The organism is Paraburkholderia sp. BR10954 (assembly GCF_040965775.1).
Lineage (GTDB): Bacteria > Pseudomonadota > Gammaproteobacteria > Burkholderiales > Burkholderiaceae > Paraburkholderia > Paraburkholderia youngii.
This window is the reverse complement of sequence record NZ_JBFRCK010000004.1, coordinates 19,720-39,207: the sequence shown is the minus strand read 5'-3', so window position 1 is coordinate 39,207 and position 19,488 is coordinate 19,720. Positions and strand designations below refer to the sequence as shown.

General features: G+C 62.4%; 20 protein-coding genes, 3 tRNA genes and 1 riboswitch. Of the genes, 11 read left to right on the top strand and 12 right to left on the bottom strand.

The features are described from left to right. Window positions 1–49: 49 nt before the first annotated feature. Complete coding sequence (locus AB4Y34_RS07550; protein WP_176381226.1) at window positions 50–2,410, top strand: bifunctional (p)ppGpp synthetase/guanosine-3',5'-bis(diphosphate) 3'-pyrophosphohydrolase; 2,361 nt, start codon at window positions 50–52, stop codon at window positions 2,408–2,410. Between the two features lie 120 nt (window positions 2,411–2,530). Continuing rightward, complete coding sequence (locus AB4Y34_RS07545) at window positions 2,531–3,016, top strand: phage protein NinX family protein (protein ID WP_176381227.1); 486 nt, start codon at window positions 2,531–2,533, stop codon at window positions 3,014–3,016. Between the two features lie 73 nt (window positions 3,017–3,089). On the opposite strand, the gene AB4Y34_RS07540 is transcribed toward AB4Y34_RS07545, so the two are convergent. Both AB4Y34_RS07540 and AB4Y34_RS07535 read right to left on the bottom strand, forming a co-directional pair. Continuing rightward, window positions 3,090–3,166: transfer RNA gene (locus tag AB4Y34_RS07540), tRNA-Arg, on the bottom strand. A gap of 74 nt (window positions 3,167–3,240) precedes the next feature. Next, window positions 3,241–3,317 (bottom strand) — tRNA-Arg (locus tag AB4Y34_RS07535). A gap of 123 nt (window positions 3,318–3,440) precedes the next feature. On the opposite strand from AB4Y34_RS07535, the gene greB reads away from it, so the two are divergent. After that, entirely contained in the window at window positions 3,441–4,010 is a 570-nt protein-coding gene (gene greB, locus AB4Y34_RS07530; RefSeq protein WP_368715682.1) for a transcription elongation factor GreB, read from the top strand. 108 nt (window positions 4,011–4,118) lie between these two features. Here the strand turns inward: greB and AB4Y34_RS07525 are convergent, their stop codons facing one another. Continuing rightward, window positions 4,119–5,282, bottom strand: a complete 1,164-nt coding sequence (locus AB4Y34_RS07525; RefSeq protein WP_176381229.1) for a porin — start codon at window positions 5,280–5,282, stop codon at window positions 4,119–4,121. Between the two features lie 525 nt (window positions 5,283–5,807). Continuing rightward, complete coding sequence (locus tag AB4Y34_RS07520; RefSeq protein WP_368715681.1) at window positions 5,808–6,047, bottom strand: hypothetical protein; 240 nt, start codon at window positions 6,045–6,047, stop codon at window positions 5,808–5,810. A gap of 380 nt (window positions 6,048–6,427) precedes the next feature. On the opposite strand from AB4Y34_RS07520, the gene AB4Y34_RS07515 reads away from it, so the two are divergent. Next, window positions 6,428–6,631, top strand: a complete 204-nt coding sequence (locus AB4Y34_RS07515) for a cold-shock protein (RefSeq protein WP_013090197.1) — start codon at window positions 6,428–6,430, stop codon at window positions 6,629–6,631. 311 nt (window positions 6,632–6,942) lie between these two features. Further along, complete coding sequence (locus tag AB4Y34_RS07510; protein ID WP_368715680.1) at window positions 6,943–8,091, top strand: exonuclease domain-containing protein; 1,149 nt, start codon at window positions 6,943–6,945, stop codon at window positions 8,089–8,091. 38 nt (window positions 8,092–8,129) lie between these two features. Here AB4Y34_RS07510 and AB4Y34_RS07505 read toward each other — a convergent pair whose 3' ends face one another. Beyond that, entirely contained in the window at window positions 8,130–8,726 is a 597-nt protein-coding gene (locus tag AB4Y34_RS07505) for a chorismate mutase (RefSeq protein WP_368715679.1), read from the bottom strand. A 283-nt stretch (window positions 8,727–9,009) separates the two neighbouring features. Beyond that, a complete protein-coding gene (locus tag AB4Y34_RS07500) occupies window positions 9,010–9,159 on the bottom strand; it encodes a hypothetical protein (RefSeq protein WP_008921206.1) in 150 nt (49 codons plus the stop codon). A 668-nt stretch (window positions 9,160–9,827) separates the two neighbouring features. Here AB4Y34_RS07500 and AB4Y34_RS07495 point away from each other — a divergent pair. After that, the gene (locus AB4Y34_RS07495; RefSeq protein ID WP_255208906.1) at window positions 9,828–10,025 is read left to right on the top strand and encodes a hypothetical protein; all 198 of its coding nucleotides are present in this window, start codon (window positions 9,828–9,830) and stop codon (window positions 10,023–10,025) included. Window positions 10,026–10,241: 216 nt separating this feature from the next. On the opposite strand, the gene AB4Y34_RS07490 is transcribed toward AB4Y34_RS07495, so the two are convergent. The 5 genes from AB4Y34_RS07490 to pepN all read right to left on the bottom strand — a co-directional run bounded on the left by AB4Y34_RS07490 (window position 10,242) and on the right by pepN (window position 15,146). Then, window positions 10,242–10,317, bottom strand: a tRNA-Thr gene (locus AB4Y34_RS07490). Between the two features lie 73 nt (window positions 10,318–10,390). Then, window positions 10,391–11,407: a class 1 fructose-bisphosphatase gene (locus AB4Y34_RS07485; RefSeq protein WP_176381236.1), complete on the bottom strand. Its 1,017-nt coding sequence runs from the start codon at window positions 11,405–11,407 to the stop codon at window positions 10,391–10,393. An 86-nt stretch (window positions 11,408–11,493) separates the two neighbouring features. After that, the gene (locus AB4Y34_RS07480) at window positions 11,494–11,946 is read right to left on the bottom strand and encodes a HigA family addiction module antitoxin (protein WP_176105332.1); all 453 of its coding nucleotides are present in this window, start codon (window positions 11,944–11,946) and stop codon (window positions 11,494–11,496) included. Window positions 11,947–11,962: 16 nt separating this feature from the next. Further along, the gene (locus AB4Y34_RS07475; RefSeq protein ID WP_176381241.1) at window positions 11,963–12,244 is read right to left on the bottom strand and encodes a type II toxin-antitoxin system RelE/ParE family toxin; all 282 of its coding nucleotides are present in this window, start codon (window positions 12,242–12,244) and stop codon (window positions 11,963–11,965) included. A 205-nt stretch (window positions 12,245–12,449) separates the two neighbouring features. Next, window positions 12,450–15,146 (bottom strand): aminopeptidase N, encoded by a 2,697-nt coding sequence (gene pepN / locus AB4Y34_RS07470; RefSeq protein WP_368715678.1) that lies wholly within the window; start codon window positions 15,144–15,146, stop codon window positions 12,450–12,452. A 324-nt stretch (window positions 15,147–15,470) separates the two neighbouring features. Between pepN and AB4Y34_RS07465 the strand changes: the two genes are divergently transcribed. After that, window positions 15,471–16,160 carry a DUF4136 domain-containing protein gene (locus tag AB4Y34_RS07465; protein WP_176381245.1) on the top strand — a complete coding sequence of 230 codons (690 nt, stop codon included), beginning with the start codon at window positions 15,471–15,473 and terminating at the stop codon, window positions 16,158–16,160. 1 nt (window position 16,161) lies between these two features. Here the strand turns inward: AB4Y34_RS07465 and AB4Y34_RS07460 are convergent, their stop codons facing one another. Beyond that, window positions 16,162–16,734 carry a TMEM165/GDT1 family protein gene (locus tag AB4Y34_RS07460; RefSeq protein ID WP_176124388.1) on the bottom strand — a complete coding sequence of 191 codons (573 nt, stop codon included), beginning with the start codon at window positions 16,732–16,734 and terminating at the stop codon, window positions 16,162–16,164. 11 nt (window positions 16,735–16,745) lie between these two features. Further along, a riboswitch (yybP-ykoY riboswitch) is annotated at window positions 16,746–16,958 on the bottom strand. Window positions 16,959–17,455: 497 nt separating this feature from the next. On the opposite strand from AB4Y34_RS07460, the gene AB4Y34_RS07455 reads away from it, so the two are divergent. The 4 genes from AB4Y34_RS07455 to AB4Y34_RS07440 are packed head-to-tail and all read left to right on the top strand — an operon-like array spanning window position 17,456 to window position 19,487. Continuing rightward, entirely contained in the window at window positions 17,456–18,181 is a 726-nt protein-coding gene (locus AB4Y34_RS07455) for a beta-ketoacyl synthase chain length factor (protein WP_176381247.1), read from the top strand. Continuing rightward, window positions 18,165–18,959 (top strand): 1-acyl-sn-glycerol-3-phosphate acyltransferase, encoded by a 795-nt coding sequence (locus AB4Y34_RS07450; protein ID WP_176381249.1) that lies wholly within the window; start codon window positions 18,165–18,167, stop codon window positions 18,957–18,959. The genes AB4Y34_RS07455 and AB4Y34_RS07450 overlap by 17 nt, the downstream gene beginning before the upstream one ends. Further along, window positions 18,934–19,239 (top strand): phosphopantetheine-binding protein, encoded by a 306-nt coding sequence (locus AB4Y34_RS07445; protein WP_176381251.1) that lies wholly within the window; start codon window positions 18,934–18,936, stop codon window positions 19,237–19,239. The genes AB4Y34_RS07450 and AB4Y34_RS07445 overlap by 26 nt, the downstream gene beginning before the upstream one ends. Next, window positions 19,236–19,487: an acyl carrier protein gene (locus tag AB4Y34_RS07440; RefSeq protein ID WP_176381253.1), complete on the top strand. Its 252-nt coding sequence runs from the start codon at window positions 19,236–19,238 to the stop codon at window positions 19,485–19,487. Before AB4Y34_RS07445 ends, AB4Y34_RS07440 begins: the two co-directional genes overlap by 4 nt. Window position 19,488 lies beyond the last annotated feature (1 nt).

Here is a 19,488-nt window from a genome sequence, read left to right as displayed (position 1 = left end):
GCTCAACGTGCAGAACTGTGTCCAACCCTGACCGCTACCGGAGGCGACCATGAGTGCTACCCCGCCCACCGCCACGGAAGCGGAACACGACACCGACGCGCCGTCGTCTGCACGCAAGTACATCGACGCGGTCCTCGAGCAATCGTTTCGTCATCTGTTCGGGCCGACCGCCACGCCGGAGCAGCCGCGCCGGCATGACGTCGTCTCCATCGCCAATCTGACGTCCGCGTTGTCCGGCTATCTGCCGCCGGAAGAAATCAAGGACATCAAGGCGGCGTTCCACTTCAGCGACGAAGCCCACCTCGGCCAGTATCGCCAGAGCGGCGAACCCTACATCACCCATCCGGTCGCCGTCGCGGAAATCTGCGCGGGCTGGAATCTCGACGCCCAGGCGATCATGGCCGCGCTGTTGCACGACGTGATGGAAGACCAGGGCGTGACCAAAGCGGAGCTCGCCGAGCGCTTCGGCGCGAAGGTCGCGGAACTGGTCGACGGGTTGTCCAAGCTGGACAAGATGGAGTTTCGCAATCGCGAGGAAGCGCAGGCGGAGAACTTCCGCAAGATGCTGCTCGCGATGGCGCGCGACGTGCGCGTGATCCTCGTGAAGCTCGCGGACCGGCTGCACAACATGCGCACGCTCGGCGCGGTGCCGCCGGAGAAACGTCGCCGCGTGGCGCGCGAAACGCTCGACATCTACGCGCCGATCGCTCACCGGCTCGGCCTGAACAATACCTATCGCGAGCTGCAGGACCTGAGCTTCGCGAATTTCAACCCGCATCGTTACGCGACGCTCGAAAAAGCCGTGAAGGCGGCGCGCGGTAATCGTCGCGAGGTGGTCGGCAAGATTCTCGAATCGGTGCAGCGTGCGATTGCCGACGCAAAGCTCGACGCCGAAGTCACCGGTCGCGAGAAAACCATCTTCAGCATTTACAAGAAGATGCGCGACAAGCAGCTGTCGTTCTCGCAGGTGCTCGACGTGTATGGTTTTCGCGTGGTCGTCGACAGCGCGCTCGAGTGCTATACCTGCATCGGCGCGCTGCATGCGCTGTTCAAGCCTGTGCCGGGCAAGTTCAAGGATTACATCGCGATCCCCAAGGTGAACGGCTATCAGTCGCTGCATACCACGCTCGTCGGCCCGTTCGGCGCGCCGATCGAGTTTCAGGTGCGCACGCGCAAGATGCACGAGATCGCCGAGGCGGGCGTTGCCGCGCATTGGCTTTACAAGAACGGCAGCGCGGACCTTAACGACGTGCAAAAGCGCGCGCACCAGTGGCTGAAGTCGCTGCTCGACATTCAGAGCGAAGCGGGCGATTCGAGCGAATTCCTCGAGCACGTGAAGATCGACCTGTTCCCGGACGCGGTCTACGTGTTCACGCCGAAGTCGAAGATCATGGCGCTGCCGCGCGGCGCCACCGCGCTCGACTTCGCGTATTCGATCCACAGCGATCTCGGCAACCAGTGCGTCGCGGTGAAGATCAACAACGAGCTGCTGCCGTTGCGAACCGAACTGAAGAGCGGCGACATCGTCGAGGTCATCACGGCGCCGTATTCGAAACCGAACCCCGCATGGCTCGGCTTTGTGCGCAGCGGCAAGGCGCGCTCGGCGATCCGTCATTATCTGAAGACGATGCGCCTGAACGAGTCGGTGCAGCTCGGCGAGCGTCTCGTCGATCAGGCGTTGAAGGCGTACGGCCTCGCGCTATCGGACGTGACGCCGGAAGCGTGGGAAAAGCTCGTGCAATGGACGGGCAACAAGAACCGTCAGGAAATTTTCGCGGACATCGGTCTTGGCCGACGGGTCGCCGCGGTGATGGCCAAGCGCATCGAAGTGCTGATGAGCGGGCGCGACGCCGACGACGACGGCTCGCGCTCCGAGTCCGGCTCGACGCCGCATGCGCCACCGGTCGTCATCACTGGTACCGAGGGCATGTCGGTGCAGCTGTCCGCGTGTTGCCGTCCGATTCCGGGCGACGACATCATGGGCTATATCGGCATCGGCCTCGGCATGGCGATCCACACCACCGACTGCCGCGTCGCGCAGCGTATCCACCGGCGCGATCCGGGGCGCTGGATCGACGTTGCGTGGGCGCCGCAGCCGGGGCGTCTGTTCGATGTCGCGGTGAAGGTGCTGGTCAAGAATACCAAGGGCGTATTCGCCCGCGTAGCGGCCGACATCACGTCGGCGGACGCGAACATCGTCCATATCGCGATGGACGAAGATCTGTCGCAGGAATCCACGATTCTGCGCTTCGTGATTCAGGTCAGCGATCGTGTGCATCTGGCCAATGTGATGCGGCGCGTGCGCACGAATCCGGACGTGATGCGCATCACGCGTGAGCGGCCGAGCGAAGAAGGGCATCACCGCCACGACGGCGGCATGCGTATCGACCGCGAGCGCGCGGATTACTGAGCGGCTTCCGGCTGGGCGTCGGCGCGGCCTGGACTGGCGGTTCACGCCAGTCTGGCATCTTTCGTGCGGCTCAGGATACAACTGAAGGCAAGTCTCACCTGAACCCGGGGGAGAACGCAGATGAACGTATCCGACCTCGCTGGCGTGGCGCTCGATTACTGGGTGGCGCGCAGCCTGCACGACTTCGTGCGCGAAATCTACTTTACCGATAGTGGCGAGACTGTTGCGATCCGCGGCAACGATCGTGGTCGTCCGTGGGACGGGCGCTTCACGCCTTGCGCGTCATGGGAAACGGCCGCCGTTGTGCTCGAGCGCGCGATCCGGCTCGATGTGCGCGAGCAGAGCGAAAAAGGCGCGTTGTGCGTCGCGGAGTTCAAGGGCGGACAGCGGGCCTCGAAGGGGAGTGGCGACTCGCTGCGCATTGCTTTGCTGCGGGCGTTCGTCGCGAGCCATTTCGGCGATACCGTCGACGACGTGCTGCGCGAGCGCCAGGCACTGACGGGCATGCGGGCGGAGACGATCAGCGAGCAGACGGTGGACGGGGTCGTCGAGGACTTGCCGCACCCGGACGGGCAGATCGGGGATATCCAGTCGCCGCCGCGTTGAGTTGGCGCACGGTGCACGGTGCACGGTGTGCCAGAAAAACAAAGGGCCTTCCGATTGGAAGGCCCTTCATAGGTGGCGCGGCTGGCAGGATTCGAACCCACGACCCCTTGGTTCGTAGCCAAGTACTCTATCCAACTGAGCTACAGCCGCACGCAAAACAGTGATGCTTGCTGCAAAAACCGGTCAAACCTGAGAGCTCCCGGCAAGGAAGCTCTCGAAAAAGGTGGCGCGGCTGGCAGGATTCGAACCCACGACCCCTTGGTTCGTAGCCAAGTACTCTATCCAACTGAGCTACAGCCGCACACAGAAACGAGATTATAGCCAACCGAATTGAAAAATGGAAGCCCATCACGGCGATTTGTGTCGCCGGCCCGATCGTGTAACCTTTTATCAGGTTGTTGCTAGCTGCTGTTAATGGACGATTATGAACAAGGCCTTTGTCAAAGAGTCGAGCGAGGACAACGACGACGATCTCGACGTCACCCAGCCCGACGTGCCCGCAGGCACCAAAAATTACATGACTCCCGCCGGTCATCGGCGTATGCGCGATGAGTTGCTGCATCTGATCGATCTCGAGCGGCCCGAGGTCGTCAAGCTCGTGTCGTGGGCGGCGTCGAACGGCGACCGCTCGGAGAATGGCGACTACATCTACGGCAAACGACGTTTGCGCGAAATTGACCGGCGCATCCGTTTCCTGACCAAGCGGCTCGATCTGGCCCAGGTCGTCGATAGCAGCCAGCAGGAAAACCTCGACCAGGTGTTCTTCGGCGCGACGGTCGACTATGCGACCGAGGACGGCGAAGAGCATAAGGTGACGATCGTCGGTGTCGACGAGGTCGACCTCGACATTGGGCACGTGAGCTGGATTTCGCCCATTGCGCGTGCGCTGCTGAAGGCCAAGGTCGGCGATACGGTCACGCTGTTCACGCCGGCCGGCCCTCAGCCGATCGACATTCTCGACGTCAAATACCCGCCACCTGATGCCGACCGCTAGGGCGCTGGTGGAGGAGCACGCAAAGTCTGGCGAAAGACCCCTTCGGCGCGAACATAAAAAAAGGCGCCGCGAACGGCGCCTTCTCTACTGCCAGTCCTTGCGCGGTGCTTAGAAGCGGTGACGCAGGCCGGCCGTCACAGCGACTTGCTTGTTGTTGCCCGAAGCGTTACCCACGCCATTGATGAAGGCGGGGACGATCGAGCCTTCGTTTGCTGCCTGATACACGCCTTGCAGGTACACGTCGGTACGCTTGGACAACGCGTATGCGGTCTGCAGGTCGACCTGGTTCCAGTGCACATGTGTGCTGGACAGGTTAGCGCGGGTGTACGTGTACGCAGCGGCAACGCTGATCGCCGGTGTCAGAGCGTAACGAGCGTTACCCTCGAAATTCTGGAACTGGGCGCTGTTGGACGGGAAGCCGATACCGCCCGAGACACCCGATGAGCCCTGGCTGATGCCGACGAGGCCATGCAGGTTCGTCTGCGAGTACACGATACCAACGGTTGCCGGGCCGAACGCGTAGTTGGCGCCTGCGCCCCATGTTTGCTGACGTTGCGCGAAGAACGTGTTGTCGCCCGATACTGCGCCACCCGAATTGAACGCTGCGGCCGCGCCGGTTGCGCCGTTGGCGTTCAGTTGCAAGTAAGCGGCTGCGACGTTCAGGCCACCCCAGTTGTACGATGCGCCCGCGCTGTATGCGCGGTTGTTCGCGAAGCCGCTAGCCTGGTTCGAAAAGCCGTACAACGCGCCGAACTTGAAGCCGCCGTAGTTCGCGCTCGTGTACTTGGCCGAGTTGTTGATACGGAACGAGTTGTTCAGGTTGTCGTTGTCGAACGGGTGGGCGAACTGGGTGCCGCCGTATTGCGTGCCGGTCAGCGCCAGCGGGCCGACGAAGTCGACCATGCTGTCATATTGACGGCCGAGCGTGACAGCGCCGAACTGGTCGCTCGACAGACCGACGAAGGCCTGCCGGCCGAACATACGGCCCTGCTGCTTGAGCGTGCCGTCGTTGATGCCGAAGCCGTTTTCCAACGTGAAGATGGCCTTCAGACCACCGCCGAGATCTTCAGCGCCACGCAGGCCCCAGCGGCTACCGTTCACCGAACCGCTCGTCATCGCAACGTTGGCGCCGTGCTGGGTAGCACTGACGCGCTGGTTATTCGTATAAGTAATCCCGGCGTCGATCAGGCCATACAGGGTGACGCTACTTTGCGCGTGCGCTGCCGTGACGAAAACGCCCGACAGGGCAGCGACCATGAGTGTCTTCTTCATTGATATAACTCCAAGAGCGAGAGAGGTATAGAACCCTAGCTTAGGAGACCTTCACGCGAGCGCTGCGAGAAGCGGAATCCGCGTGAGAAGCGCGCTGACCAGATCCGCGCCGGTTTCCGATTACGCAGAGTGTAGAGAGACACTTCCAGGAGTTGATGTTCCGATTTGCGCAATAAAGTATTACGCATCAAGAAACGATCGTGATTCGCCATTCGGGCCTTATGGATAAAGGCTTTGCGACGACTCGGCGGAATTCAGCGTCTGATTTTTCCTAAACCGCGTTGCTGATTCGCGACATCAAACGATGCGGAAAAACAACGGGAAGAAATGCGGAAAACGATTGTTGTTATTGCGGCAATACACGATTGTCAATCGTGTGAATAATCGAAATCGCATACGACCGCTATACTTTAGTTTCTGCTTTCCGAAGCAGACTTTTTCGTTGACGAAAAAGATCTCCAAACCTTTGTCAGCGCGACCTTCCAGTCGCGCTTTTTTTATGGCAGACGACCTTCGCGAACTGCTCTAGTGAGCGGGGGCGGTGCCTTCCGCGTCGCCCCAATCGCCCTGCGCGGCCACGCTCCAGTCTTCCATCACATAACGGCGCGCATCCATCGGCGAGGAGAGCAGGTTCTGCCAGTGGTCTCCATGCCACATCGGATCGAAGTCGAATGCCGTGGATGATTCCGCGGTTGGTTGATCTGGTATGACCTTTGCGTGCGAATGAGTTAGCCAGGCGAACAGACGGCGAATTTCCTGGAACATGACAACCTCCTAAGCACATCGCTACAACTCATCTGAATGATGCGAGTCGGACTGCGCAGCAACAAGTCGGACAAACACTTACGCAAAGATGGATTTTGTTACATTCGCATTGCATATTCTGGCAAATTTTTCCGTTTCCACTCTGGGCTAAAATCATTCCAAGTAAGTTTGACGAGTTAACCTATATCCATGCGATTTTAAGCATTATCTTTTTATACGCTAAACGCATATGAAAAGTTTACTTGACGGCGATTCTCGGTTCCCCGTATAACGGCAAAGCCGAATTTGATTGGCTGTTTCAAATATGGGCAACTGAATCGGGGTTGGATCGATTCAAGGGCAATGCCCGCTTTGGATAAATCACCGAGGGAAAACAGGAAATGGAAACTGGTGTCGTCAAATGGTTCAACGATGCTAAGGGTTTTGGCTTCATTACGTCGGACGCGGGTGGCGAGGATCTTTTCGCCCATTTTTCGGAGATCCGTAGCGAGGGTTTCAAGTCGTTGAAGGAAAACCAGCGGGTGTCTTTTGAAGTCAAGACCAGCCCGAAGGGCAAGCAGGCGGCCAACATTCAGCCGCTGTAAGTGCGCTGCGCCGGGCGCGCCGCCCATGCAGTCGGGAGCGAAAAACCCTCGTCGTCGCGCGAGGGTTTTTTATTTCTCTCATCGAGATCTTCGGTAACTGCACGGTTCAGCAATACGCATTATCGTCGGAAGATAAGTCAGTGAAGCGAATTGGCTACATCCGGATTAATGATTCAAGCGTCTGCGGGAACATCTGGGCAAAATTGAGGGGCCGCCGACCAGTTTCTGCCTGCGGACGGCGCTCAGTGTGGATGCGCACCGTCCAGCTGGTGCATACTTGCCGCAAATTCACGCTCCGAATCTCTTGCCCCATGTCTGAACTGCTTTCGCCGGAACCGGCGCTCGATGCACCCATCGTTTTCGTCGACCTCGAAACGACCGGCGGCTCGACGAGCGAGCACCGCATTACTGAGGTCGGCGTCGTCGAAGTGGGGCCGGCCGGCGTATCGCGCTGGAGCAGCCTCATCGATCCGCGGCAGCCCATTCCGTCGTTCATTCAGCAACTGACCGGCATCACGAACGATATGGTGCGCGGCGCACCGACGTTTGAGTCGATCGCGCCCGCGCTGTTCGAGCGCCTGAACGGCAAGCTGTTCGTCGCGCACAACGCGAGTTTCGATCGCGGATTTTTACGCAGCGAATTTCGTCGCGCGGGAATTGCGTTCGATCCGGACGTGCTTTGCACGGTGCGGCTGTCGCGCGCGCTGTTTCCCGGCGAAAAGCGCCATGGTCTCGATGCGCTCGTCGAACGTCATGCGCTGGTGCCGTCCGACCGTCACCGCGCGCTCGCCGACGCCGATCTCATCTGGCAGTTCTGGCAGCGTCTGCCGACGCTCGTACCGCTCGAAGCGCTGCGCGCGCAGATCGAGCGCACGACGCGTCGCTACCGGCTCGCCGGCGACATCACCGAAGACCTGCTCGACACCGCGCCGGCAGGCTGTGGCGTGTATGCGTTCTATGGCGAAGGAGATGCACCGCTGTATGTCGGCCGCAGCGTGCGCGTGCGTCAGCGGCTGCGCTCACATCTGACCGGCGAGCGGCGTTCGTCGAAGGATATGCGGCTTGCGCAGCTGGTGCGGCGCGTCGAATGGCGCGCGACTGGCGGCGAACTCGGCGCGATGCTCGCGGAGGCGCAGTGGATCGCGACGCTGCGGCCGGGCCACAACCGTTTGCCGCGCGTGACGAAGAGCGATCCCGCGAACGCGCCGTGGCCGTTTGAGGGGCCGATCGTTTTCGAGGAGCGTGAGGACGCGCAGCGCATCTTCCACGTGGTCGATCGCTGGCGATACCTCGGGCACGCGCCGTCGCTCGTGCAGGCGGCGCAACTGCATGCTTCCACACTGGCGGGGTCGTTCGAACTCTCGACGTACCGTATCCTGCAGAGCCATCTGGCTCGTGGTCTGCGCGTGATGCCGTTAAGCGTATCGCGTGACACGCCGGAGTCGAGCATCGTCGTGTGACGCCTATGCAGCGTGCGCTCGTGGTAGCGTTGGCGGAATCAGCCGGTCGCGCCAACTCCACCGGTCTCGCACACGTGACCTAGCGCGCGCGTCATCGCGCTCGAATGCGTGGAGTCATAGCGCGTCAGCGTTTTCCAGTTAGCCAGCGATTGCGCGACGCGCGACGGGCAATCGTCCGCTGCGCGCAGCGGCTGCACGCGCGCCAGACTCGCCATCAACGATTGCGTCAGCTTGTCGAGCTGTGGTCGCGTGCTGGTTGCGAGATCGGGTGCGGGACCTTGCGGTGGCTGCGTGCTGCGCCATTTCGCGAACAGCGCGTTCTGCACGTCTTTGCTCGCATCGATCTGGTCCTGGAAGAACGCGCGCGCGAACGCCGGGTCGACGTTTGCCGCCGCAGCGCGCTTTTCCACATCGGCGAGCAGCGCGTTTTCACGCGGCGTATCGGTGATCGGCTGGCGGTTCGCCCATTTCCAGCGCGCGACCGGCTCGGCGAGCGCAAGGCGCTGCGAAACCAGTGCGATCAGGTTCGTGAGCGCGGTGTCGTCACCATCGGCAAGGGCGGGCGCGGGCGAGAAAGCGACGGTGGCGGCGATGGCGAGCGCGCATGACGCGCCGAAGCGATGCAAACGATTCATGAAGTGGACTTGGCCGGGCGGCCGTTGACGGAAAAACCAGAAGAATAAATGATGCCCGGCAAACCTCGCGCGCCGGGCCACTTTACACAGGTTGTCGGAGAGGAAATTGGTGCGTGAAGGACGCGCGTATTCGTAGGCTCGAGCCGTGTGGCCCAGTGTAGCTGCTGTGATCAGGCGAACTGATCCAGCGTCCTGACGGAGGTGTCGGACGCGTAATGAGGGCGCGAGTACTCACCGCGCATGATATCAATGAGCGCGAATGCTGCGCCGCGCCAGTGGTCCGTTACTTCGGATCGCACGACTTGCGTTGTTCGTCGAAGAAAGCGCGAACATGCTCGGGCAGCTCGGCTCCCAAAAACTCGACGGCCACAGGTTCCGGATCCGGGTAAAAAACCTTGTCCGGGGTCGGAATCTTCGGTGGTTTGGCATCCATGATCTTTCTCCTTTGCGAACCGATTATCGGCCTCGTTCCCCGCAGGGCACCAGTGTCCGATGCGAGTCATACATACTCTGTTGCTTTAACGGCACAAGCCGACACATCAGCAGAGGGATTGAATAAAATTTATCGTCTAACTATCGCTTGGGTTTCGCGATCTCCCCGATCCGCTTAATTCCCAGCGTGAAATCATCTCGATCCGGCTCCCTCCGCCATTCGCTCTCGCGCCTTGCCCCACCTGGGTTTGAGCACGTCCGATCGATATTTCGCTGCCCTGCATCTGACGTTCTCGTGTGAAAAACACCTGAGAAATTTGTGCATTGCCGCATCGGCAGTATTTTCGCGTTTTCTGAATTGAACGTTCCTAATTTGCCGATTGCATAACTGCGTGCCTAATACTTGGTAAACGGCACATTCCGCGCCGCGTTGACCGGACCAACCGTTGTTTAAAGATCTTTGTCGTTAATCGATTGCTGACAATTGGTTGGCATACTCATTCCCGTATTGCTGTGACAAAGGGAGCTCATTTGGCGACCTGTCGAACATATGCGATCGCGCCTTCCTATGATTGAAGCGACTACCGATGTTTCGATGTGCGTTGACAGACGGACCCGCGACGCGCGGAGCGGATCATGACATTCTTCATGTTGGGGGAGAGGTCGCCGATGGAAAACGCTGTCTACTGGAGCGGACGTCAGGTCGGCATCGAGTGCGCCGGCAGGATCTTGTGGTTCGCGTCGGCACCCGCGCAAGCGATAGCCGCATACGGCGCGTCCGAGCAGCCGACCCCACAGGCCGAGATTGTCGTTGCGCGGAACCTCGCGATGCCACGGTCATACGACCCGCTCCACGTTCCCGACTAGGCTGGCCCGCGCGCACCGCGCTAGAGAACGTGCTGCTCGTCCACGCACGGGAACAGGCTCAGCAGGAGCTTCGTGTCGTGGTCGATCAGCGCCGAATGCCATTGCCGGCTACTGGCTGTTTCAGCTCGTCAAGGGAGTGGGAGGTCGGCAACGTCTCGCGCGACGGCAAAACAAAAAGCCCAGTCACGAGGACTGGGCTTTTTGCTTGAAACTTGATGGTGCCGGAAAGAGGAATCGAACCCCCGACCTTCGCATTACGAATGCGCTGCTCTACCGTCTGAGCTATTCCGGCATCAGGAGAAACGAGATTATAGGGACTACTTCAGTGACTTGGCAAGCCCCTTGATGCATTTTTTCTTTCGCGATCACTTCTTCGCTTCGAGGTGATAGCGAGTCACGCGATCGACCTCGTTCTTCGAGCCGAGGAACACCGCGACGCGCTCGTGCAGGCTCTTTGGCTGGACGTCGAGAATACGCTTCTCGCCGTTGGTTGCGGCGCCGCCCGCCTGCTCGACGATGAAGGCCATCGGATTGGCTTCGTACATCAGACGCAGCTTGCCGGGCTTGTCCGGTGTGCGCTTGTCGGCCGGGTACATGAAGATGCCGCCGCGATTCAGGATGCGATGTACGTCGGCGACCATCGATGCGATCCAGCGCATGTTGAAGTCGGCCTGGCGCGAACCTTCCTTGCCCGCTTTCAGTTCGCCGATGTATTGCTGAACCGGCGGATACCAGTGGCGTTCGTTCGAAGCGTTGATCGCGTACTCGCGAGTTTCGACGGGAATACGCATGTCGCTTTGCGTGAGCACCCACGAGCCGAGTTCGCGATCGAGCGTGAAGCAGTTCACGCCGTTGCCGGTGGTCAGCACGAGCACTGTTTGCGGGCCGTACACCGCATAGCCCGCGGCGACCTGCTCCGTGCCCGGCTGCAGGAACGATTGCTCGGTGGCCTGGTGGCCGTCCGGGCAGCGCAGCACCGAAAAGATCGTGCCGATCGACACATTGACGTCGATGTTCGACGAGCCGTCGAGCGGATCGAACACGAGCAGATATTCGCCCTTCGGATAGTTGGCCGGAATCGGGAAGAATTGTTCCATTTCCTCGGAGGCCATGCCTGCGAGGTTTCCGCCCCATTCGTTCGCCTCGAGCAGAATTTCGTTCGACAGGATGTCGAGCTTTTTCTGCACCTCGCCCTGGACGTTTTCGCTGCCCGCCGAGCCGAGCGCATCGCCGAGTGCGCCCTTGCTGACGTGGTAGCTGATCGCCTTGCACGCGCGCGCGACGACTTCGATCAACAGGCGCAGATCGGCGGGCAGGTTGTTGGTTTCACGCTGCTGCTCGATCAGGTACTTCGTGAGAGTGGTACGACGTTGCAAAGACATTGCTGTACTCCGGGAAGGCTAGAAGAATGATGGGATTTTAACCGCTCGTGTGTGTCGGCTCCGTGCTTTTGGCCGCACGGCCGCCTTCAGGTCTTGCGGCGCGTCCTGGCCGAGACGGTGCCGCGGACGCTGGCCGCGAGCGCCGCGGCCCGGGCGTGCCCGGCGGGCACGCTGGGCAGTTTCGGGCGCTCGGCGCGCGGCATCGGTTCGATTTCCCGTTCGATCTGCTCGCCGGCGGCGGCGGTGGCGACGCGCAGGTCGTAGGCGATTTGCAGATTGAGCCAGAACTGCGCGCTAGCGCCGAAGTAGCGCTCGAGCCGCAGCGCGGTATCGGCGGAGATCGCGCGGCGGCCGCGCACGACGTCGTTGATGCGCGGCGCCGGCACCCGCAATGCAAGGGCGAGCGCATTGACGGACATGCCGAGCGGCTCGAGGAACTCGCTGCGCAGAATTTCGCCAGGATGGATCTCGTCAATGGCCGCGCCCGTATCGATGTCGGAGAAATCGATGCTTTTCAGCGCGGAGCGTTTGATGACCATGTCGGTCTCCCAGTAGTCAGTGATAGTCGACGATCTCGACATTCAGCGCGTCCTCGCCGACGAAATGAAAACAGATGCGCCACTGCGCATTGATGCGGATGCTCCATTGCCCGCTGCGCTCGCCTTGCAAGGCTTCGAGCCGGTTTCCGGGCGGCGCGTGCAAATTCGCGATGGAGCTCGCGGCGTCGATCATCAGCAGCTTGCGATGTGCTAGCGCCTGGATCGAGTGCGGCAACGTATGCACGAACCTGCCCTGGAAAATTCTTGCGGTGGCCTTGTCTGCGAATGTCGTGATCATCGAATCGTATAACGCATTGCGTTAAATGTAAACCATTAAACGTGTGCGTATACTTTCTCCCCGCCGAGGTCCGATGAACAGTCGGCCAAATGGCTAACGCCGTGCCACGACCGGGGGAGCGCAGCCCATCAACGAAAAAGCGGCGCAAAAAAAAGCCGGCAACGCGTGCCGGCTTTCCGATGCGACTCGAGAACTCAGCGAGGCATCACGCCAACGCCTTCTCGACGATCTCGCGCACGTCGCGCGACTTGACCTGCGCGGCCACTTTCTCGAGCGCCGCGCGCATGCTGTCGCGCAGCGCCGGCGTGAAGCGTCGCCACAGCTCGAGCGAACGCGCGAGGCGCGCGGCCACCTGCGGATTGAGCGCGTCGAGCGCGATCACCTGCTCGGCCCAGAATGCGTAGCCGGAGCCATCTGCCGCGTGGAACTGCGCGGGGTTCGCCGCGCAGAAGCTGAAAATCAGCGAACGTGCCCGGTTCGGGTTCTTCAGGTTGAAGGCCGGATGCGTCATCAGCTTGCGCACCGTATCGATCACCGGATGCTGTGCGCCGCCGCGCTGCGTAGCCTGCAACGCGAACCATTTGTCGATGACGAGCGGCTCCTTCTCGAAGCGTCGATAGAAGTCGTCGAGCGCGTGCTGCGCCTCGGGGCTGCCGCCTTGCGGCGCGGCCGCGTTGAGCAGCGCCGACAGCGCGGCCGCGCGGTCGGTCATGTTGTTTGCGGCTTCATATTGCGCGGAGGCAAGACGTACGGCGTCCGCGGAATCGTCGAGCTCGGTCAGATACGACAGCGCGAGATGCTTCAACGCGCGATGACCGGCCGCCTCCGGCGTCGCCTCGTAGGCGCCCGGCGTGCGATGCTGCTCGTAGACCTTCAGCCAGTCGTCACGCAGCGCATTGGCGAGCCGCTTGCGCACGAACTGCCGTGCCGCGTGCACCGCGGCCGGATTCGACTCGGCCATCTGCTCGGCCAGATACGCTTCTGACGGAAGCATCAGCGCGAGTTCACGGAATGCCGGCGACAGCGTCTCGTCGGTCAAAACGCGCGCGAACGCGGCGACCACCGAGTCGTCGAGCTGCAGCGCCGCGCCCGTGGCCGCACGCCCGGCGAGCGCGAGCAGCTCGCGGGTGGCGAGCCGCTGGCCGGCCTCCCAACGGTTGAACGGATCGCTGTCGTGCGCAAGCAGGAACGCGAGCTGTTCGACCGTGTAGTCGTATTCGACGATCACCGGTGCCGAGAAATTGCGCAGCAGCGACGGCAGCGGTTCCTGCCCGACGTTGACGAACGTGAAGGTCTGCTCGGTCTGCGCGAATTCGAGCACGCGCGTGGTCGACTCCGACGCCTTCGCCTCGCCGTCGAGCTGCAGTGGCAGATCGCGGCCGTCCTTGCCGATCAGACCGATCGCGAACGGAATCAGCAGCGGACCCTTCTGCGTTTCGCGCGCGGCTGGCACGGCATCGCCGTAGCCCTGGCGCAGCGTCACGCTGTAGCGCTGCTGCGCGGCGTCGTAGTGCGCGCGCACCGACACGCGCGGCGTGCCGGCCTGGCTATACCAGCGCTCGAACTGCGCGAGGTCGCGGCCGTTCGCGTCGGCGAGCGCGTGACGGAAGTCGTCGCAGGTCACGGCCTGGCCGTCGTGACGCTTGAAGTACAGGTCCATGCCCTTGCGAAAGCCGTCGCGGCCGAACAGCGTCTGATACATCCGCACGACTTCCGAGCCTTTCTCGTAGACGGTCATCGTGTAGAAGTTGTTGATCTCGACGTAGCTCTCCGGGCGCACCGGATGCGCCATCGGACCCGCGTCCTCGGCGAACTGCATCTGGCGCAGCACGCGCACGTCCTCGATGCGCTTGGTCGCGCGCGCGGCTTCGTCGCTGGCGCCGCCCGCCATGTCGGCCGAGAACTCCTGGTCGCGAAACACGGTCAAGCCTTCCTTCAGGCTCAGCTGGAACCAGTCGCGGCAGGTCACGCGGTTGCCGGTCCAGTTGTGGAAATACTCGTGGCCGACCACCGCCTCGATGTTCGCGAAGTCGGTGTCGGTGGCCGTTTCGGGATTCGCGAGCACGTACTTCGTGTTGAAGATGTTGAGCCCCTTGTTCTCCATCGCGCCCATGTTGAAGTCGCTGACCGCGACGATCATGAAGCGGTCCAGATCGAGCTCGAGCCCGAAGCGCTCTTCGTCCCAGCGGATCGAGTGGATCAGCGAATCCATCGCGTGACGGGTCTTGTCGAGATCATGCGGCTCGACCCACACCTGCAGCAGCTTTTCCTTGCCCGAGCCGGTCTTCACGCGTTCTTCGAGCGCGACGAGCTTGCCCGCGACCAGCGCGAACAGATAGCTCGGCTTCTTGAACGGATCTTCCCAGCGCGCGAAATGACGGCCGTCGGGCAGATCGCCTTCTTCGAGCAGATTGCCGTTCGACAGCAGCACCGGATAGTCGGTCTTGCTCGCGCGCAGCGTGACCGTGAAGCTCGCCATCACATCGGGGCGGTCGAGGAAGTAGGTGATGCGGCGAAAGCCCTCGGCTTCGCACTGCGTGAAGAAGTTGCCGCTCGACACGTACAGCCCCGACAGCGTGGTGTTTTCCGCGGGATTGCAGATGCTCGTGAGGGTCAGCTCGAAGCTGTCCGGCACGTTGTCGAGCAGCAGGCCGTGCTCGTGCGGATGCGCGTTCGCAAACGGCTTGCCGTCGATTTCGGCGCTGACGAACTCCAGTTGCTCGCCCATCAGTTCGAGATGCGCGGCGCGCGAAGCATCCGGGTTGCGGCGCACGCGCATCGTATTCCTGACAACCGTGCGTTCGGGGACCAGATCGAACTCCAGCGCGACGGTGTCGATCAGGAAGGCGGGCGGCGCGTAATCGGCGCGGCGGATCACATTGGGCGTTGCGGTATCGGCCATGGTGTTCTTTGGTGGTGTACTCGAGCGGTCGGGCGCGCAAACGGCGCGCGAGCCGGGCTTGGTCGACTCATTGTACAAAGCCTCGGGCGATCGTGCGGAGGGGAAGGGGGGCCGAGTTTCGGCGCAGGGCAGCGCGTCCGGTTTCGACGGGCAGGGCAAGAACCTTTTGCTCGCTGCCGGGGTCAGCGTATTATCGGGCGCCGTGCGTGGCGGGGACCCGGCAGCGGCAGCCGGCGAGCGCATCGCACGATGGAATAATCGCGGCCGAAGCAGAGTTTTAACCGAAGCTGAATAGATGCAACCAGAGGCATCACGAGGCAGACCATGAACTTCGATCGATGGACCCGCCGCGTCGCGTTGCTGTTCGTCGCGCTGAGCGTGCTGCTGTCCGGCTGCACGACCTACGTGACGACACAGGTCACGGCGTTCTCCGACTGGACCGGCAGCGACGCAACCCGCACCTATGCGTTCACGCGCCACGAGGATCAGAAGAACAATCTCGAACTGAGCGCCTACGAGCGGATCGTCGCAAACGAGCTCGCCGTGCACGCGTTCCGCGAAGTCCCTCACGACGAAGCGCGCTATCTGGTGGAACTCGCCTATGGCATCCGCTCGGATGTCGTGACCGTCGCGCAGCCGGTCTACTACAACCCGTGGCCCGGCCCTTACTGGGGCCGGCCGTTCGATCCGTGGGGTCCGTGGGGGCCGTTCCCGGCGACATACGTGAACCAGAGCTATCCGGTATTCACGCATCTGCTCGGCATCCGGATTACCGAGCGTGCGAGCGGCCGGGAGGTCTACAACGTGACGGCGCGCAATTTCGGCGAGGAGTCGTCGCTGGTGCGGGCGATGCCTTATCTGGCGCGTAGCGCGCTGGCGGACTTCCCGCTGGCCAACGGCGCCGTGCACACCGTGAAGATCCCGCTCGGCGGCGGCGCGGCTGCGAACGAAGTGTCTCTGCCAGCGGCGACGCCGCCCGCGGGTTCGGCGTCGGCGCCGAAGGCCGCGCAGTAGCTTAGACCCCGACCCCGAACAAGGCCATCGCGCCCAGCACGACGAACATCACCGCGGCGATGCCGTGCACGAGCTTCGTCGGCAGACGATGCGCGAAGCGGTCGCCGAGCAGGATCGCCGGGACGTTCGCGATCATCATGCCGAGCGTCGTGCCGGCCACCACGCCGAAGAAATCGTGAAAGCGCGCGGCGAGGGCGACCGTCGCGATCTGCGTCTTGTCGCCCATCTCGGCGAGGAAGAACGTGACGACCGTGGTGCCGAACACGCCGAAGTGCGTGCGGTTCGTGTTGGCTTCCTCGTCTTCGAGCTTGTCGGGCACCAGAATCCACAGCCCCATGCCGACGAACGACGCCGCCAGCGCCCAGCGCATGACGGTCGGCGTCAGCATCGAACCGAGCCACGCGCCGAGCGCGCCGGCGCCCGCGTGATTGATCAGAGTTGCCGCGAACACGCCGAGAATGATCGGCATGGGCTTGCGATAGCGCGCGGCCAGCACGAGCGACAGCAATTGCGTCTTGTCGCCGATTTCGGCGAGCGCGACCGCGCCGGTCGAAATGAGAAAAGCTTGAGTCACGTTGAATGGATTCCTCGGGCCGAAGATGAACGAGCGACGACCCACGACACGCCGGGCCCTGTTGCGGCGCGTGTGGATCATCGGTCTCGCCAGGCCAAAGGCTGCGACTGCCATGGCCGTGCTGGCCAAGTGTGTTGACAGGCGCCCCCGCGAGCCACACGTGCGACGCACCGGCGAAGCGGTGCGGACGTGCCGCGGGGCGGCTACTCCCCAATGAGGGGCGGAGTATAACAGGCGCCGCAGCATCGCTGTGACGAATGTTGTTCGCGTGCGGACGACGACCCTGCGGAGGTGTTTTCGCTCTACGACGTATTCCGCGAAAGATCAATGAAAGATTTTTTGGTGGATTCTGTCGGCGTTGGCACGCCAGCTTCGACGCGCGAAACGGCCTTGCGGTGCGTCGCCGCGGCCGGCTTTGTCAAATCGTCTAACAATGTGTTGCGCCTTAGGCGCGGATACAGATGGATACGTCTTTCCTCGACGATTTGCTTCAGAATATCCGGTACTATTCGGCCACAAAAGGAGCCCGAGCCGCCATCCACCACACCGATTGTCAGGGGCGCCTGACAAGTCAGGCCGATCGCCGGTGCTGCATTCCCATGCCAGCAGACCGGTCGATCCCGGCTGGAACCTCCCGATCCGCGCGGCGCCGCTCGCTGTGACGGCTGTGTATTCCGTCAGGCGCTTGAGCCCCTTTCCCGTTTCTACGCGCGAACACCATATGCCCGATCTGCACTGGACCATTCCGGTCGGTCGCTGGTCTAGCTGGCCGGCTACCTCGTCTGCTGCACCCGATGTCGGCTTTATCGAGCCGATCGTGCGGCGGCGTCTCAGCACGCTGTCCAAGGTCGCGCTCAAGGTCGCGCACGACTGCGTCGCGCAGGAACCCGCGCGCGTGGTGTTCGCGTCGCGGCACGGGGAATTGCGGCGTACCACCGACATCCTGCGCAGCATCAGCGCGGGCGAACCGGTGTCGCCGACCGCCTTCAGCCTGTCAGTGCTGAACGCGATGACCGGCGTGTTCGGGATCGCGCGCGGCGACCGCTCGGCCGCGAGCGCGGTATCGGCTGGTGCGCAAACGCTCGGCTATGCGCTGCTCGAAGCGTACGCGCAATTCGCGACACAACCGGACGTGCCGGTGCTGCTCGTCTATGCCGACGAACCGGCCGATCTCGCGTACGGCACGATCGAAGACGAAGTGCACGGCGGCGCGATCGCGGTGCTGCTCGACAAGGATGCGTCGGCAGGGCGCGTTGTTTGCTCCCTGACCCGCGCCGACGAGGAGGTGGCCGGGCAACCCGGCGAGCCGCGAACCGCAATGAGCGGCGCCGCGAGCTTTCCGACCCAGAGCCAGGCGCTGCTGCACTGCCTCGAAACCGGCCAGCCCGCGCGCTGGCAGCGCGCCGGCGCGCTGTGGCACTGGAGGTGGGATGAGCGCGCGGCTTGATTACGCGTGGCGTTTTTGCGCGACCGGCCTCGCCTTCGTCGCGTTCGGCGTGTGCGGCGTGCTGTTTTCGGTGCTCGTGTTTCCGCTCGCGTGGCTGTGGCCGCATCGCGCGTCGCGGCAGCGTGCGGTGAGCGTCGTGATCCATCGGTTCTTTCGCGCGCTCGTCGCGGTGCTGCGCGGCCTCGGCGTGATGGAACTCGAAGCATCCGGCGCCGAGGCGTTGCGCGCGGGCGGACCGGCGATCGTCGTCGCGAATCACCCGACTTACCTCGACGTGATGGTCCTGCTGTCGCTGACGCCGCGCGCATGCTGTGTCGTCAAGCACGCGCACTGGCACAACCCGTGTTTCTGGGGCATCGTGCGCGCGGCCGAATACGTGAGCAACGCGGACGCGATCGCGCTCGTCGAGGCGGGAGCCAGGCAGCTCGCGGCCGGCTACACGATGATCATTTTTCCGGAGGGCACGCGCAGCCCCGCGCCCAACCGGCTGCACGCTTTTTCGCGCGGTTTCGCGCACATGGCGCTGAAGGCCGGCGCGCCGATCGTGCCGGTGTTGATGGATTGCGATCCGCCCGCGTTCACGCGGCAGATGCGCTGGTACCACGTGCCGGCACGCGCTTTCCGGATGCGCGTGAACGTGCTCGCGCCGCTTGGCGTCGCCGAGCTAGCCGCGCACGACACCACTGCCGCCATCGCGGCGCGCAGCGTGACGAATGCCGTAGAAGCCCACATTACCCAGCACCTGTTCGATTATGGATTCTTTAAAACTGGAAATTAAAAAGCTTCTGATCGAAGCCCTCGATCTCGAAGATCTGAGCCCCGCCGATATCGACGACGACGCCCCGTTGTTCGGTTCCGACGGCATCGGTCTCGATTCGATCGACGCGCTCGAAATCGGCATCGTGCTGCGCAAACAATACCAACTGACCATCGCGGCAAACGACGAACGTACCCGCGAGCACTTCCGCTCGATCAACACGCTCACCGCGTTGGTCGCGAGTCAGCGCGAAGCGGCGCACGCTGCGAACGAAACGGCAAGAAAGGGGATTGAATCGTGACCGAGACTGAGATTCTCGAGCGCATCCGCGTGATCTTTCAGGAAAACTTCGCGATCGAGCCGCAGCGCGTGACGCCCGACGCTCATCTGTTCGAAGACCTCGATCTCGACAGCATCGACGCGGTCGATCTCGCGATCAAGCTGCAGGAGATGACCGGCCGCCGCATCAAGCCGGAGAACTTCAAATCCGTGCGCACGGTCGGCGACGTGATCGGCGCGGTCGAATCGCTGCTCGCGGCGCAAGGCTGAT

What these genes read in the sequence shown, in the direction of transcription:
- AB4Y34_RS07515 (WP_013090197.1), top strand. Translation starts at nt 6,428, where the DNA reads ATGGAAACTGGTGTCGTCAAATGGTTCAACGATGCTAAGGGTTTTGGC.
- AB4Y34_RS07480 (WP_176105332.1), bottom strand. Translation starts at nt 11,946, where the DNA reads ATGGTCATCAAACGCTCCGCGCTGAAAAGCATCGATTTCTCCGACATC.
- AB4Y34_RS07520 (WP_368715681.1), bottom strand. Translation starts at nt 6,047, where the DNA reads ATGTTCCAGGAAATTCGCCGTCTGTTCGCCTGGCTAACTCATTCGCAC.
- AB4Y34_RS07500 (WP_008921206.1), bottom strand. Translation starts at nt 9,159, where the DNA reads ATGGATGCCAAACCACCGAAGATTCCGACCCCGGACAAGGTTTTTTAC.
- AB4Y34_RS07450 (WP_176381249.1), top strand. Translation starts at nt 18,165, where the DNA reads ATGAGCGCGCGGCTTGATTACGCGTGGCGTTTTTGCGCGACCGGCCTC.
- pepN (WP_368715678.1), bottom strand. Translation starts at nt 15,146, where the DNA reads ATGGCCGATACCGCAACGCCCAATGTGATCCGCCGCGCCGATTACGCG.
- AB4Y34_RS07455 (WP_176381247.1), top strand. Translation starts at nt 17,456, where the DNA reads ATGCCCGATCTGCACTGGACCATTCCGGTCGGTCGCTGGTCTAGCTGG.
- AB4Y34_RS07475 (WP_176381241.1), bottom strand. Translation starts at nt 12,244, where the DNA reads ATGATCACGACATTCGCAGACAAGGCCACCGCAAGAATTTTCCAGGGC.
- AB4Y34_RS07445 (WP_176381251.1), top strand. Translation starts at nt 18,934, where the DNA reads ATGGATTCTTTAAAACTGGAAATTAAAAAGCTTCTGATCGAAGCCCTC.
- AB4Y34_RS07525 (WP_176381229.1), bottom strand. Translation starts at nt 5,282, where the DNA reads ATGAAGAAGACACTCATGGTCGCTGCCCTGTCGGGCGTTTTCGTCACG.
- AB4Y34_RS07545 (WP_176381227.1), top strand. Translation starts at nt 2,531, where the DNA reads ATGAACGTATCCGACCTCGCTGGCGTGGCGCTCGATTACTGGGTGGCG.
- AB4Y34_RS07510 (WP_368715680.1), top strand. Translation starts at nt 6,943, where the DNA reads ATGTCTGAACTGCTTTCGCCGGAACCGGCGCTCGATGCACCCATCGTT.
- greB (WP_368715682.1), top strand. Translation starts at nt 3,441, where the DNA reads ATGAACAAGGCCTTTGTCAAAGAGTCGAGCGAGGACAACGACGACGAT.
- AB4Y34_RS07465 (WP_176381245.1), top strand. Translation starts at nt 15,471, where the DNA reads ATGAACTTCGATCGATGGACCCGCCGCGTCGCGTTGCTGTTCGTCGCG.
- AB4Y34_RS07550 (WP_176381226.1), top strand. Translation starts at nt 50, where the DNA reads ATGAGTGCTACCCCGCCCACCGCCACGGAAGCGGAACACGACACCGAC.
- AB4Y34_RS07495 (WP_255208906.1), top strand. Translation starts at nt 9,828, where the DNA reads ATGGAAAACGCTGTCTACTGGAGCGGACGTCAGGTCGGCATCGAGTGC.
- AB4Y34_RS07485 (WP_176381236.1), bottom strand. Translation starts at nt 11,407, where the DNA reads ATGTCTTTGCAACGTCGTACCACTCTCACGAAGTACCTGATCGAGCAG.
- AB4Y34_RS07505 (WP_368715679.1), bottom strand. Translation starts at nt 8,726, where the DNA reads ATGAATCGTTTGCATCGCTTCGGCGCGTCATGCGCGCTCGCCATCGCC.